The following is a 14,730-nucleotide window of genomic DNA, read 5'->3' as shown; positions in this document are numbered from 1 at the left end:
GGACAGGAGGTTTTGCAATGATTGAAGCAACCAGTTGTGGCGGTGTGGTAATATTTCGAGGTAAGATCCTGCTTTTGTACAAGAATTACAAGAACCGTTATGAGGGCTGGGTATTGCCGAAGGGGACTGTAGAGCCGGGAGAAGAGTACAAGGAGACGGCGTTAAGAGAAGTGCGCGAGGAAACGGGCGTAGATGCCGCGATTATCAAGTATATTGGCAAGAGCCAGTATTCCTTCACGGTGCCGGAGGACACGGTAGAGAAGGACGTTCACTGGTATCTGATGATGGCGGACAATTATTACAGTAAACCACAGCGCGAGGAGTATTTTGTGGATTCGGGATATTATAAGTATCACGAGGCCTACCATCTGCTGAAGTTTTCCAATGAGAAGCAGATTCTGGAGCGGGCCTACAATGAGTATCTGGATCTGAAAAAGAGTAATCTCTGGGGCAATAAAAAGTATTTTTAGAAGAAACGAGAGGAAAGAGGGTGTCGCGGATAGGTTTCGATACCCTCATTTTTCGAATTTAGGACAATAGCGTAAGCGCAGAGCGGACAGACTGTTGTCTGGAGAGGATTTCGGAATGCAGTGGGCGGAAAATCTTTATCTGACTGACAAAACGGCGAAAAAAAAGGATAAGATTATAAGAAAAGCCAACCGTGGTATGGGGATGGTCAGCATCTATCTGATCACCCTGGCTTCCAATCCGGAGAATCTTTTTGATATTTTTCACGCGGCCCATCTGAAGCAGTCGGCCTTTTATAAGCAGGATCTTTTCGTGGTGGGTATCGCGTCGGGTTACGAGGAGGCCCTGGAGCTGGTACAGCGGATGGTAGAGGACATCTATCGGAAGACCGGCGGCTTCGCCGTGCGTGAGTATTTTGGCAGGACGGAGAACTGACAGTATGCTGCATATAATCTGGATTATCTTGAAAATCATACTGCTCATACTTGCAGTGGTGCTGGGACTGGCTTTGCTGATTCTGGCATTGCTTCTTTTGGTGCCGATTCGGTACGAGGCCCATCTGAAAAAGAAAGAGGAATTTTTCGTGGAAGCAAGGGTGCACTGGCTACTTCAGCTGGTACGGGTACCGGTGAGCTTTCGGAACGGGGAACTGTCGGCGAAGCTGAAGGTACTTATTTTTACCGTGAAGGATTTTCTGGCGGATGAAAAAGAGATAGAGGATGGGATGAAAGAAGTTTTCGCGGACGCAGAGGAGCACGCGGGGAAGGCGGCAGAGCAGGAGATCTGCATAGAGCCCGTAGAAGAGGAAACAGAAGAACTGGAGCCGTGGCCCGCCCGCAAACAGCGGAATCTCGGAATTTTCGGGAAAATTACCGTTTTTCTGAGAACGCTTGCGGGCTTCCTGAAAACTATCTGGCGCTGCTTAAGCTCTATTCCGAAAAAATTAAAAAATCTTAAATATACATTACACCGGTTCTATGTTAAAATAAAACGAATGAAACGCTTTGCCACGGACGACCGCACAAAGGCGGCACTCAGTCTTGCCTGGAGCCAACTGAAAGGTTTTCTGGTGAAACTGCTTCCGAACAAAGTACGGGGTGACCTGCGTTTTGGAACGGACGACCCGGCGCTGACCGGAGAAATTCTGGGCGGCATCAGTATATTTTATCCTCTTTTCATGGATAATGTGAAGGTAGTCCCTGATTTTCAGGAGACTGTGCTGGAGGGTGAGCTGTATCTGAAGGGCCGCATCCGGCTGCTGACCGTCGCGCAGATTGCCTGGAGGCTGTACCGGGACAAAAATGTTCGTTTTGTATACCGAATGGTGACCTGACGTGCCGATATGACAAAGCATCCTGAATCACGCTGCACCTTTTTACGCACAACAGGCGCAGGTGGTTTGGACAGTGCAAAATCGCGATAAAAATTTATAATCATAGAAGATATAATAAGGAGGCTTTCTTATGAATAATACATTTGATACCACCGTAGAGTCCCTGTTCAAGGGCATGGACAGCTTTATCACTACAAAAACCGTAGTCGGCGACGCAGTTACCATCGGCGATACCATCATTCTGCCGCTGGTAGACGTATCCTTCGGCGTGGGAGCCGGAGCCTTCGCGGGCGATAAGAAGCAGAACGCAGGCGGCGGTATGGGAGCGAAGATTTCCCCCAGCGCTATTCTGGTAATCTCGAATGGCGTCACCAAGCTGGTCAATGTAAAGAATCAGGATACTGTAACGAAGATTCTCGACATGGTTCCGGATTTCGTGAATAAGTTTGCATCAGGCGGCACAAAGAATGAGAGTCCGGTGGCAGACGCCATCCAGGACGCAGTAGACGTAATCGAAAAGGACGAGCCGGAGGCAGCTCCAAAGGCAGAGTAATCGGCTACCAGGATACACATTTCAAAAAAAAGGACATAGAATAGAATAAGAAATAATATGCCGGGAGCCGTTATGAAACAGCTGCTTGGTTTTGTGATGTTCTGGATAGGCGTCGGAATCCTCACCACCTTTTTTATGCCGGTCAACGGCTGGTTTGTGCGGGCGCTGGCGGCCTTTTCCCTGATGATTGTCGGGTATAATCTGTTCTCGTCCGGAGGAAAATGCGGAAGATAAAAGATTATTGTTCACATGCACTGTCCCGCGGAGCGTGTTATTGAGAACGGAGTGAACAATAACGATAAAGGGAGATAGAAAATGTCTGTAACTACATTGAAGCGGATAGCGCTTGTGACCATGGTGCTGGGGTATATCGGATCGCTGATTTCGGGTATGCCGGTGTTTCTGCAGTGGCTCGGAAAGCTGTCCGCGCCGCTGTTCTTTTACTGTATGGCATGGAGCCTTACGAAAACCAGTGATAAGAAAGCGTATTTCCGGCGGCTCTACATCGCCAGCGTAGCCATGGCGGCCTTTAACCTGCTCATGTCCGTTGTGGCACAGAAGACCGGCCTGGTCACCGCCGTCACCACCAATATGTTCGCGACTTTATTTGCGTCTGCTTTTCTGGTGGATCTGATTGAATACGCGAATCGCCATCCGAAGCGGAGATTGAAAATCTGGTTCACATACATTTTTTATCAGGTGGCTGTCGCGGGTGTATGGGCCGGACTCTATGAAATTGTGGAAGTGCCCTATGCAGTATTGAATTTCGGTTCGGCTCTGCTTGGAAGCGCGCTGACCTGCGAGGGAGCGCTGATGTATGTGCTGATTGGCGTGCTATTCTATTTTACGAAGGAGGACAAGAGTAAGAAGCGGATGATTCTCGGATACCTGGGTATCTTTCTTGTATTCTTTGTAAATTCCGCCTTTGGTCTCTGGGGAAGATTGTTTTCCCTGGTGGGTCATGATGTGCTGGTGGCTCTGATGGAGATTATGACGGGGCTGGTGCTCTGGGGAGCATCTTTCCGTCCGATTTTTGATCTGTCCCATATGTTCCATAATGATTTTCAGTGGATGATGATCTTTGCCCTGCCGTTGGTGCTCGGCTGCAATGAAAAGCTTGGCTTTTGTAAGAAGAAGCGGAAGCGGGACAAGCTGTCACCGCAGTTCCGGAAGTATTTTTACTACATATTCTACCCGGTACATGTATATGTGCTGTGGTTCATCGGGGCTGTGATTATGAAATAAAACGCAGGATTCTTTCTTATTTTCTATAAAAGGGACACAAAAAAAGGAGCGGCACACGCTGCTCCTAATTTCTCAATCTTAAACTTAAGCTCTCTCAACTGCTCCGGACTTCAGACAGGATGTACATACATACATCTTTCTGGCAGCGCCGTTAACCTTAACCTTTACAGACTTAACATTGGATTTCCACATCTTGTTGGAACGTCTATGTGAATGGCTGACGTTGTTTCCGAAATGAGCGCCTTTTTCACAGATTGCACACTTTGCCATGTTTGCACCTCCTCTTGAACGATAGTGAACCTATATATAGGCTCGCAACATAAGTTATTCTAGCAGATGCCACTATATTTTGCAAGTGGAAATTTAAAAATATTACAATTTTTTAGAAAGTATGAAAAATAGCTTTCTTTTCGAGGTAAAACAGGTTATAATACACTATATCTATGTCATCTGATAAGCGAGGAGAGACATGGGCTTTTTTGATGTAATAAAAAATAAGAGTGGAGGTAATGATAATGAAGGGACTTATGAATACGCAGATGGGCGCTGTCATGATCGACCCGGAAGTTATTGCCAGATATGCAGGTTCCGTAGCAGTGGAGTGCTTCGGTATCGTTGGAATGGCCATGGTAAATATGAAAGATGGACTGGTAAAGCTCCTGAAGGGAGACAACCTGACCCGCGGCGTGAACGTACAGATCAATGACAATAAGATTACGCTTTCTTTCCATGTAATTGTAGCGTATGGCGTCAGCATTTCCGCTGTATCTGACAATCTGATGAGCAATGTAAAGTACAAGGTGGAGGAGTTCACCGGAATGACCATTGAGAAAATCAACATCTTTGTTGAGGGCGTTCGGGTCATAGATTAATTTCAGGAGGAGTTTTTTGACATTATGAAAACGATAGAGGTAAACACGCTTACAAAGATGTTTTTAGGCGGCGCTAAGAACCTGGAAGCGAAAAAAGAGTGGATCAACGAGCTGAATGTATTTCCGGTGCCGGATGGCGATACGGGAACCAACATGACGCTGACCATCATGTCTGCAGCTTCCGAGGTCAACAACCTGTCTGAGCGTACTATGGAGACAGTAGCGAAGGCTATTTCCTCCGGATCCTTAAGAGGAGCGCGCGGAAACTCCGGCGTTATCCTGTCCCAGCTGCTTCGTGGCTTCACCAAGGGAATCAAGGGGTATGAGACCCTGGACGTGATGACCATTTCCAATGCATTCCAGAAAGCAGTAGAGACTGCGTACAAGGCGGTTATGAAGCCGAAGGAGGGAACAATTCTGACGGTGGCCAGAGGCGCGGCTGATAAGGCGGCAGAGCTGGCTCTGGAGGAAGAGGATCTGGACGTCTTCTTTGCAGGTGTGATTGAAGAGGCGGAGCGTGTGCTGGCGACTACTCCGGATCTCTTACCGGTTCTGAAAGAGGCAGGTGTGGTAGATTCCGGCGGACAGGGCCTTGTGGAGGTGCTGAAGGGCGCTTATGACGCTTATCTGGGAAAAGAGGTGGATTACACCTTTGAAGCGCCGAAGTCCGCTCCGGTGAAGATCAGCGCGGAGACAGAGGCTGAAATCAAGTTCGGTTACTGCACCGAGTTTATTATCGTATTAGATAAGAAGTTTGAGCATAAGGACGAGATGGAATTTAAGGCTTTCCTGGAGTCTATCGGTGATTCTATTGTGTGCGTGGCTGACGATGATATCGTAAAGATTCATGTACATACGAATCATCCGGGTCAGGCCATCGAGAAGGCGCTGACCTACGGTTCCCTGTCCCGGCTGAAGATCGACAATATGCGTGAGGAGCATGAGGAGAAGCTCATCAAGGATGCTTCCAAGATTGCGGCTCAGCAGAAGGCAGAAGAGCCGAGAAAGGAGATGGGCTTTATCTCAGTATCCATCGGCGAGGGCATTGGTGAGATCTTCAAGGGTCTCGGCGTGGATTACCTGATCGAGGGCGGTCAGACCATGAACCCCAGCACCGAGGATATGCTCAATGCCATTGAAAAGGTAAACGCGGATCATATCTTCATTCTGCCGAACAATAAGAACATCATCCTGGCAGCAAATCAGGCAAAGGCGCTTTGTGAGGATAAGGATATTATTGTTATCCCCACCAAAACGGTTCCCCAGGGAATTACGGCCATGATCAATTTCATGCCGGATTCCAGTGCAGAGGAGAACGAGACCCGCATGACCGAGGAGCTGGCCAATGTGAAGACCGGTCAGGTGACTTACGCAGTGCGTGATACTCACATCGATGACAAAGAGATCAAAGAGGGCAATATCATGGGCATCGGCGACCACGCGATCCTGGCTGTGGGCGAGGATGTGGAGCAGACTACGCTGGATATGTTCAAGGAGCTCATCGATGAGGATTCTGAGCTTATCAGCATTTACTACGGCGAGGACGTGAAGAAGGAGGATGCGGACAAGCTGGGCGAGGATTTAAGCGATCTGTATCCGGACTGCGATATCGAGGTTCATTTTGGCGGACAGCCGATTTACTATTATGTAGTTTCTGTGGAGTAGAAAATGAATACAGCTTCCCCAATTACAGCCTTAAAAGGCATTGGAGAAAAGACAGCTGCGCTCTTTCACCGTGTCGGGGTAGACACGGTGGGAGAGCTCTTGTCTTATTATCCGAGGACATATGATGTATATGAAAGACCGGTGTCAATCGGTGCTCTGGAGGCCGATAAGATACAGGCCGTGACCGGCGTTATCCGCCGGATCCCGGATGGCAGGCGAGTGGGCAGGTATCATATTACCACCGTGTCCTTAGAGGAAAATGGCCTGCACCTGCAGCTTTCCTGGTTTAATATGCCCTTTCTGCGAAACAGCCTGTTGCCTGGCTGCATCTATATCTTCCGGGGACGGGTGCAGAAGAAAAAGGGTCGAACCACCATGGATCAGTCGGAGATTTACGCGCCGGAGGACTATGAGAAGCTGCTGGACACTATGCAGCCCATCTATGGACTGACCGGCGGTCTGTCCAATAAGACTGTGACCAAGGCGGTGCGCCAGGCTTTTGAGCAACTGGATCTGGACACAGAATATCTGCCGGAGCGTATCCGGAACGAACAGCAGTTAGCGGAATATAACTTTTCCCTGCGGGCCATCCATTTTCCGGTGAAGCGGGAGGATCTGCTGTTGGCCAGAAAGCGTCTGGTCTTTGATGAGTTTTTCCTGTTTATTTTAGCCCTGCGGCAGATGAAAGAGCAGACCGAAGATACGGTCAATGAGTGCGTGATTCATCCGGGAGCGTCTGTGGAGCAGTTGCTTTCATCACTGCCCTACGAGCTCACCGGGGCCCAGAAGCGGGTCTGGAATGAGATTCAGGCGGATCTTAAGGGAGAAACGATCATGAACCGGCTGGTGCAGGGAGACGTGGGATCCGGTAAGACGGTCATTGCGCTGCTGGCATTGCTTTCTGCGGTGGAGAGCGGCTATCAGGGGGCGCTGATGGCGCCCACCGAGGTGCTGGCAAGACAGCATGCGGAGAGTATCCGGGAGCTGCTTTCCGGGCTTTCCGTGGACGTATGCGTGGAGCTGCTGACCGGATCCATGACGGCCAAGGAGAAACGGGAGGCTTATGCGCGCATTGAGAGCGGTGAGGCGCGGATTATTCTCGGAACCCATGCGCTGATTCAGGAGAAGGTAAGCTTTGCCCGTCTGGGACTGGTGGTGACAGACGAGCAGCACCGGTTTGGTGTTCGCCAGAGGGAGACACTGGCGAGTAAGGGACTTCATCCCCATGTGTTGGTCATGAGCGCCACGCCGATCCCCCGGACTCTGGCTATTATCATTTACGGGGATTTGGATATCTCCGTCATCGATGAGCTTCCGGCCAATCGTCTGCCCATCAAGAATTGTGTGGTGGACGAGAGTTATCGACCTAAGGCCTACCGTTTTATCGAGCGGGAAGTGGCCGCCGGGCGGCAGGTGTACATTATCTGCCCTATGGTGGAGGAAAATCCGGAGATCGAGATTGAAAATGTGGTAGATTATACGGAAAAGCTGCAAAAGGAGCTGGCTCCCGGTATCGCCATTGAATATCTGCACGGGAAAATGAAAGCCGCCGAGAAGAATGACATTATGGAGCGCTTCGCGGCAGGCGAAATCCAGGTGCTTGTCTCTACAACCGTTATTGAGGTGGGAGTCAATGTTCCCAACGCCACAGTTATGATGGTGGAGAACGCCGAGCGCTTCGGCCTGGCTCAGCTTCATCAACTAAGGGGGCGTGTAGGACGCGGAAAGCACCAGTCCTACTGCATTTTCGTTAGTGGATCCGACAGTAAGGATACCAAAAAGCGATTGGAGATTCTGAACAAGTCCAATGATGGCTTTTATATCGCTTCAGAAGACCTGAAGCTTCGGGGACCGGGCGACCTGTTCGGAATCCGCCAGAGTGGAATTCTGGAGTTTAAGATTGGAGATATTTTTACAGACGCGTTGATCCTGCAGGCTGCCAGTGAGGAGGCCGCGAAGATCGAAAAATTAGACCCGGAGCTGAAGCTGGAGGAGCATCAGGGGCTGAAGGAGAAGCTTTTGGAGTACCGGACGGCAGGAATAGCGCGCATGAGTTTGTAAGGAGAAAAGACGGAAGTATTATGAACATTTTAAATATCGAGCACGTAAGCAAGCTTTACGGAGATAAATGGATTTTCGATGATATCTCCTGTGGCATTCAGGAGGGAGAAAAGGTCGGGATCATCGGCATCAACGGCACGGGCAAGACGACCCTGCTTCGGATTATCGCAGGTACCGAGGAGGCTGATCAGGGACAGGTTATTATGCAAAATGGCATAAAGCTGGCCTTTCTGTCCCAGGCGAACACATTTCCGGATGGGTCTACGGCGCTGTCCTATGTGGCGGGCGGAGAGGTCACCGAGTATGACGCAAAAAATATGCTGAACACCTTAGGCATCCCGGATGTGGGTGCGCAAATCGAGACGCTGTCCGGCGGGCAGAAGAAGCGGGTGGCCCTGGCACGGACCCTGCTGCTTCCGGCGGATATTCTGATTCTGGACGAGCCCACGAACCATCTGGATGAGGAGATGATCCGCTGGCTGGAGGCTTATCTTCGGAAATTCCGGGGAACCGTGATCCTGGTAACCCATGACCGTTATTTTCTGGACCGGGTGACCAACCGGATTCTGGAAATCAGCCGTGGGAAGCTTTACAGCTACCAGGCCAACTATTCCGGCTTCCTGGAGCTGAAGGCGAAGCGGGAAGAAATGGAGCTGGCCACGGAGCGGAAGCGGCAAAGCGTCCTCAGAATGGAGCTTGAATGGGCAGCCAGAGGCTGCCGGGCCCGGAGCACCAAGCAGCGTGCCAGACTGGAACGGCTGGAGGCACTGAGGGCCGGTAAGGCCCCGGTTTTCGATAAAGCTGTGGAGCTGGATTCAGTGGAGACCCGCATGGGCAAAAAGACCATAGAATTGCATCATGTATCTAAGGAATATGAGAGCCGAAAGATCGTTGAGGATTTTACGTATATTTTCCTGAAAAATCAGACTATCGCGTTTGTTGGCCCAAATGGCTGCGGAAAGTCCACGTTACTGAAAATGATTGCGGGGCAGATTCCGCCGGATACCGGCGACGTGGAGGTGGGCGAAACCATCAAGCTTGGCTATTTCGCCCAGGAGCTGCCCCAAATGGATGAGAACCAGCGGGTCATCGACTATGTAAAGGACATCGCCGAGTACATTCCGACCCGGGACGGTCGGATCACGGCATCCCAGATGCTGGAACGCTTTCTTTTTACGCCGGATATGCAGTACGCGCCCATCGGAAAGCTGTCGGGTGGCGAAAAGCGGCGGCTGTATCTCTTAGGCGTCCTGCAGACAGGCCCCAATGTGCTGGTCATGGACGAGGTCAGCAATGAGCTGGATATTCCCACACTGACCATCCTGGAGGATTACCTGAATTCCTTTATCGGCATCGTGATTCTCGTTTCCCATGACCGCTATTTCCTGGACAATGTGGTGGATCGGATCTTTGCCTTTGACGGCAACGGCCATTTCCGTCAGTATGAGGGAGGCTACACGGATTACATGGAAGCGCTGGCCCGGGAAAATGGCGGCGCAGGCGCGGGCTTGGGAAGCGGATCCGGAAAGGGTGCGAAAGCGGCGGGAGCTTCCGAGGCAGGCAGTAAAAAGAAGGCTACCTGGGACAAGGGCGAGAAGAAGCTGAAATTCACCTACAAGGAGCAGAAGGAATTCGAGACCATCGAGGACGATATTGCCGCGCTGGAAGCGAAGATCGAGGAGCTGGACGGAGAGATGGCAGCCCACGCCAGCCAGTACAGTCGCCTGACGGAGCTTACAAAGGAGAAGAAAGAGACACAGAGCCTGCTGGATGAGAAGATGGAGCGCTGGATGTATCTGACGGAGTTAAAAGAAAAGATCGACGCGCAGTAGGTGCGGTAATGAGAAAAACAAAGATAGAAACATTTTTCGAAGCATGTTAAAATGAAAAATGGTTCATGAATAAAAGGTATATTTAGTTTTATATGTTGAAGAGAAAATACCATACAGGTATCTCTATATGTGCCTAAAATACGCATACGATATAGTTATAGAAAGAAGGAACACACATGGATTCACTCACTTACAAAAGAACAAACGTCTACGAAACCGCAGATGAGACCCTGATGACTGAGATCTTCGATTTCGCTGAGGGCTACAAGCACTTCCTGGACGAAGGAAAGACGGAGCGGGAGTGCTGCGCCTATGTGGAGGCGGCTGCGAAGACAGCAGGCTACGAGGCTTTTGATTTTGGCCGCAAACTCAAGGCGGGCGACAAGATTTATTACAACAACCGCGGGAAAAATATGTATCTGATCAAGGTGGGCACTGAGAATATCGCGAAGGACGGCATCCGTATCATCGCCTCTCATATCGACAGTCCCCGTCTGGATCTGAAGCAGCTTCCCCTCTATGAGTCCGAGGGCGTGGCTCTGGGCAAGACCCATTACTACGGGGGCCTGCGCAAATATCAGTGGGCGGCCATGCCCCTGGCCCTGCACGGCGTGGTGGCGTTGAAGGACGGCGCCACCGTGCAGGTGAAGGTGGGCGAGTCTGAGGGCGATCCGGTATTCTACATCAGCGATCTCCTTCCCCATCTGGCAGCCAAGCAGAATCAGAAGCCTCTTGGCAACGCCATCGAGGGCGAGCAGCTGAATATCTGGTTTGGCAACATTCCCTACACGGCAGCTACGGAGGACGATGAGAAAACCGTCAAGAACAATGTGCTGCACCTGCTGCATGACAAATACGGTATCACCGAGGCGGATTTCATGAGCGCTGAGCTGTCCATGGTTCCGGCCTTCAAGGCCCAAGATGTGGGCTTCGACCGGGCCCTGCTCGGAAGCTACGGACACGACGATCGGGTCTGCGCTTACCCGGCATGGAAGGCTTGCCTGGATGAGACCTCTGACAGACATACGGTGATGATTGTCCTGGCGGATAAAGAAGAGATCGGAAGCGAGGGAACCACCGGTATGCAGAGTGCTATTTTCACGGACCTCATCGACGAGCTGGCAGCCTCCTTCGGCGTAAGCTCAGCGGCTATCCGGGCCCATTCCAAGTGCCTGTCCGCAGATGTGACGGCGGCCTACGATCCCAATTACCCGGAGGTCTGCGAGAAGAACAACTCCGTATTCCTGTCCTGCGGCGCCGGCATCATGAAGTTCACCGGAGCCAGAGGAAAGAGCGGATCCAACGACGCCAACGCCGAGTTTCTTGCATATCTGCGGAACCTGTTCGACGAGAACGGCGTGGTATGGCAGACCGGGGAGCTGGGCAAGGTGGACGAAGGCGGCGGCGGAACCGTAGCGAAATTCATCGCCAAGTTTAACATCGACACCGTAGACATCGGCGTTCCGGTTATTTCCATGCACTCGCCCTGGGAGGTGGTATCCAAGGCGGATCTGTATGAGAATTATCTGGCCTTTAAGGCGTTTATCCAATAAAAAGTGAAGAAAGTAAAGCTTCAGGGGATAAGATCGCGTGTGATCTTATCCCCTGATTTGTGTATGCGGTTATAGAAAGGCCGGTTACCGGAATTCGGAATTCAGCGAAAATATACTTGACAAAAATCTGATTTTCCATATAATTATCAATGGTAATTAACATTGGTAACTAAATGCAAGGAGACATACAGATGAACAACCGATTAATTAAGCAGATGTTCGACGCCTGCTACATGGCGAAGCGGACCCGGGATCTGCTTCCCCCACTGCCGGAGGGCGTACAGCCGTCCTATATTCAATATCTGGATTGCATGCAGGAACTGGAAGAAAAAGAAAAACAGGTCCGGATTTCCGATCTTAGTGAATTCCTGAATGTTCCAAGACCCGGCGTGACCCGGACGGTCAAGGAGATGGAAGCAAAGGGTTATCTTCAGAAAATGGCTTCGCCGGACGACGGCCGGGTGACCTTCCTTACCGCCACGGAAAAGGGGAGAAAGCTGCATCAGAAATACGACGAGGAATATTTCAGCGGCCTGCTGCCGTATTTTGACAGCATTTCTGACGAGGAGGCCGAAACGATGATTGCGACCGTCGAAAAATTTTATCAGATTATGAGCGGGAGGAGAGAGACCTATGACAAACGATAAGTCAGATTTTACACAGGGTAGTATTTTAAAGAAATTAGTAGCATTTATGCTGCCGGTGCTGGGCGCGCTGATTCTGCAGGCGGCTTACGGCGCGGTGGATCTGCTGGTGGTGGGGCGCTTTGGCTCTACATCGGGACTTTCTGCAGTTTCCACCGGCAGCCAGGTACTGAACCTGGTGACATTTGCAGTGACTCAGCTTGCCATGGGTATCACAGTGCTCATTGCCCGGTATCTGGGCGAAAAGCGATCCCAGTACATCGGACCGGCCATCGGCGGAGGCGCTGTGGTATTCGCTGTGATTTCTGTAGTGCTGTTCTTGATTATGGTAGGATTGGCGCGACCCATTGCGGTGCTGATGCAGGCGCCTGCGGAGGCAGTGAGTCTGACTGCGTCCTATGTGCGGATCTGTGGAGCCGGCATTTTCTTCATCGTGGCTTACAATGTGCTGGCGGCCATTTTCCGGGGCTTAGGTGACAGCAGCTCCCCACTTCTGTTTGTGCTGGTGGCCTGTGTCATCAATGTTGTCGGCGATCTGGTGCTGGTGGCAGGCCTTCGTATGGACGCGGCGGGCGCGGCCATTGCAACTGTGGCGGCGCAGGCCTGCAGCGTAGTATTTGCGGTGCTGCTTCTGGTAAAGCGTGGACTGCCCTTTGACATCAAAAAAGAGGATTTTCGTTGGAACGCCCAGTGCCCGAGATTCCTGAAAATCGGACTTCCGCTGGCTTTTCAGGAGATTATGACCCAGTGTTCCTTCCTGGCCCTCTGCGCCTTTATCAACCGTCTGGGTCTGGAGGCCTCCTCCGGCTACGGCGTGGCCTGCAAAATCGTCAATTTCGCCATGCTGGTACCCAGCGCTCTGATGCAGTCCATGGCCTCCTTCGTTTCCCAGAATGTGGGAGCGGGCAAGCACAAGCGTGCGAAACAGTCCATGTTTACCGGCATGGGTGTGGGTCTGGTAGTAGGCGGCTGCGTCTTCTTCCTCGTACTTTTAAAAGGTGACCTGCTGTCCGGGATCTTCACCACCGACGTAGCAGTCGTGGCCCATGCCTACGACTACCTGAAGGGCTTCGCCCCGGAGACCCTGGGAACCGCCATCCTGTTCAGTATGATGGGCTATTTCAATGGCAACAACAAAACCGTTTTCGTCATGGCCCAGGGCATGATACAGACTCTTCTGGTCCGCCTGCCTCTGTCCTATTACATGAGCATTCAGCCGGACGCCAGCCTGACCCGCATCGGTCTCGCCGCGCCGATCTCTACGGCGGTGGGAATCGTGCTTTGTATCGGGTGTTATCTGTATATGCAGCGGGGAGAGAAGAAAGTGCACTAATATAGGCTTATACGAAACTAACAGAATTCAGGTTTTCTGTATTTCAGTGCATGTTTTATGAATTTGCAAATTAATCTTATCTGTACTATTTGATATGCTTCCGGCCAGCGAAGACATCGAGACCATGTTTGCGGAGCAGTATGACACGGCTCTGAAGGGCATTGACGCGGAGCGGATGGAGAAGGCGGCGAAGGTGTTCGGCGTTTAAAAATGAGTACCCTGTATTGGAAAAAAATTGTCGAATTTCCGCCCGATTCCCCTTGACGGAACCCGACCGACCCGTTAATATATTCTAAGATATGTGTAAAGATAACGTAAAAGTTACGTGAAATACAGCAAAGCGAAGGAGATAAGAATGAATAACTGGGAGAATGTGGTTCTGGTGCCGGAATTTGACGAGCAGGGCGTGGCCTGTTATCGGCTGGACGGCGGAAACTACCTGAATGAGTACTATATTGTATCTGAGGCAGAGTCCAGAAAGCTTCTGAACACGCCGGAGATTGTAGGCTATGAGGTGTATAACTGCCTGATTTCCGCCACATCTCAGATGCTTTATTATCTGAAGGAGCAGAAGAAGGTGACCACCGCCAATATTCTCTCCATTTTGAGAGGCGCTCTCAACTATCCGCTGGAGGAGAGCTGCTACCGGGAGCACATCCGTGTTCATGACATCAGCTTCCTGTCCAGTGAGCGTGTTTTTGAAAATGAGGAGATCGCGGGATTGGAGATCAAGTACAGCAAGCTGACCATGGTGCCGGACAGCACGCTGATGATCGGCGATATCATTGCCAGCGGCGAGACGTTGATTCACTGTCTCCGCTATGTGACTGATTTCTACCGGGATCACGGCGCGAAGCTCCGCAATATTATCATTTTCACCATCGGCGGAACCAAGGGTATCGACATCCTGGAGGATCTGACCCGGGATATCCGGGAGTTCTGGCCGGAATTTGAAGGCTTTATTACCATTTATTACGAGGGTATTTTCAGCACCTACCAGGACAAGGGCGTGTCCGGCATCAATCTGCCGGATGTGGATTTCTACTGGAAGGGCGGCATCGTAGCGCCGGAGTTCCGCAGAGAGACCCTTTCCATGTGCAGTCCGCTCTTTGAAAAATGTATCATTTACGACGGCGGAGCGAGACGGTATGAGATCCACGAGCATGTGGAG

The 14,730-nt window shown here is 51.1% G+C and carries 15 protein-coding genes; 14 read left to right on the top strand and 1 reads right to left on the bottom strand.

Annotation, left to right across the window (positions count from 1 at the left end; genetic code table 11):
* Positions 1 to 17: 17 nt before the first annotated feature.
* The 6 genes from ACTRC3_RS03910 (at position 18) to ACTRC3_RS03885 (ending at position 3,599) form a co-directional block, all read left to right on the top strand.
* Positions 18 to 470, top strand: coding sequence for an NUDIX domain-containing protein (locus ACTRC3_RS03910; protein ID WP_178038557.1), 453 nt, complete (start codon positions 18 to 20; stop codon positions 468 to 470).
* A 115-nt stretch (positions 471 to 585) separates the two neighbouring features.
* On the top strand, positions 586 to 903 hold the full coding sequence (locus tag ACTRC3_RS03905; RefSeq protein WP_440321725.1) for a hypothetical protein: 318 nt from the start codon (positions 586 to 588) through the stop codon (positions 901 to 903).
* A 4-nt stretch (positions 904 to 907) separates the two neighbouring features.
* Positions 908 to 1,801, top strand: coding sequence for a DUF2953 domain-containing protein (locus ACTRC3_RS03900; protein WP_440321723.1), 894 nt, complete (start codon positions 908 to 910; stop codon positions 1,799 to 1,801).
* Between the two features lie 130 nt (positions 1,802 to 1,931).
* Positions 1,932 to 2,354, top strand: coding sequence for a GerW family sporulation protein (locus ACTRC3_RS03895; protein WP_440321722.1), 423 nt, complete (start codon positions 1,932 to 1,934; stop codon positions 2,352 to 2,354).
* A 72-nt stretch (positions 2,355 to 2,426) separates the two neighbouring features.
* Positions 2,427 to 2,588, top strand: coding sequence for a hypothetical protein (locus ACTRC3_RS03890; protein WP_178038553.1), 162 nt, complete (start codon positions 2,427 to 2,429; stop codon positions 2,586 to 2,588).
* 81 nt (positions 2,589 to 2,669) lie between these two features.
* Entirely contained in the window at positions 2,670 to 3,599 is a 930-nt protein-coding gene (locus ACTRC3_RS03885) for a TraX family protein (protein WP_440321720.1), read from the top strand.
* A gap of 84 nt (positions 3,600 to 3,683) precedes the next feature.
* Here the strand turns inward: ACTRC3_RS03885 and rpmB are convergent, their stop codons facing one another.
* The gene (gene rpmB, locus ACTRC3_RS03880) at positions 3,684 to 3,869 is read right to left on the bottom strand and encodes a 50S ribosomal protein L28 (RefSeq protein WP_158362047.1); all 186 of its coding nucleotides are present in this window, start codon (positions 3,867 to 3,869) and stop codon (positions 3,684 to 3,686) included.
* A 245-nt stretch (positions 3,870 to 4,114) separates the two neighbouring features.
* Here rpmB and ACTRC3_RS03875 point away from each other — a divergent pair, with 245 nt between their 5' ends.
* The 8 genes from ACTRC3_RS03875 to ACTRC3_RS03840 all read left to right on the top strand — a co-directional run.
* Entirely contained in the window at positions 4,115 to 4,471 is a 357-nt protein-coding gene (locus ACTRC3_RS03875) for an Asp23/Gls24 family envelope stress response protein (RefSeq protein ID WP_158362048.1), read from the top strand.
* 24 nt (positions 4,472 to 4,495) lie between these two features.
* Positions 4,496 to 6,136 (top strand): DAK2 domain-containing protein, encoded by a 1,641-nt coding sequence (locus ACTRC3_RS03870; protein WP_349163984.1) that lies wholly within the window; start codon positions 4,496 to 4,498, stop codon positions 6,134 to 6,136.
* Between the two features lie 3 nt (positions 6,137 to 6,139).
* On the top strand, positions 6,140 to 8,197 hold the full coding sequence (recG, locus tag ACTRC3_RS03865) for an ATP-dependent DNA helicase RecG (protein ID WP_440321718.1): 2,058 nt from the start codon (positions 6,140 to 6,142) through the stop codon (positions 8,195 to 8,197).
* 20 nt (positions 8,198 to 8,217) lie between these two features.
* The gene (locus ACTRC3_RS03860) at positions 8,218 to 10,029 is read left to right on the top strand and encodes an ABC-F family ATP-binding cassette domain-containing protein (protein WP_440321716.1); all 1,812 of its coding nucleotides are present in this window, start codon (positions 8,218 to 8,220) and stop codon (positions 10,027 to 10,029) included.
* 176 nt (positions 10,030 to 10,205) lie between these two features.
* Entirely contained in the window at positions 10,206 to 11,582 is a 1,377-nt protein-coding gene (locus ACTRC3_RS03855) for an aminopeptidase (protein WP_440321714.1), read from the top strand.
* Positions 11,583 to 11,773: 191 nt separating this feature from the next.
* Positions 11,774 to 12,229 (top strand): MarR family winged helix-turn-helix transcriptional regulator, encoded by a 456-nt coding sequence (locus tag ACTRC3_RS03850; protein WP_440321712.1) that lies wholly within the window; start codon positions 11,774 to 11,776, stop codon positions 12,227 to 12,229.
* Positions 12,216 to 13,559 (top strand): MATE family efflux transporter, encoded by a 1,344-nt coding sequence (locus ACTRC3_RS03845; RefSeq protein WP_440321710.1) that lies wholly within the window; start codon positions 12,216 to 12,218, stop codon positions 13,557 to 13,559. The genes ACTRC3_RS03850 and ACTRC3_RS03845 overlap by 14 nt, the downstream gene beginning before the upstream one ends.
* A gap of 355 nt (positions 13,560 to 13,914) precedes the next feature.
* The coding region (locus ACTRC3_RS03840; protein ID WP_440321708.1) for a hypothetical protein at positions 13,915 to 14,730 on the top strand (816 nt) is incomplete at its 3' end.

It is taken from the genome of Laedolimicola sp., from assembly GCF_051972735.1.
In the GTDB taxonomy this organism is placed as follows: Bacteria; Bacillota; Clostridia; order Lachnospirales; family Lachnospiraceae; genus Laedolimicola; species Laedolimicola intestinihominis.
Note: the sequence above shows the minus strand (reverse complement) of the source record. Positions and strands in the feature narration are given on the sequence as shown.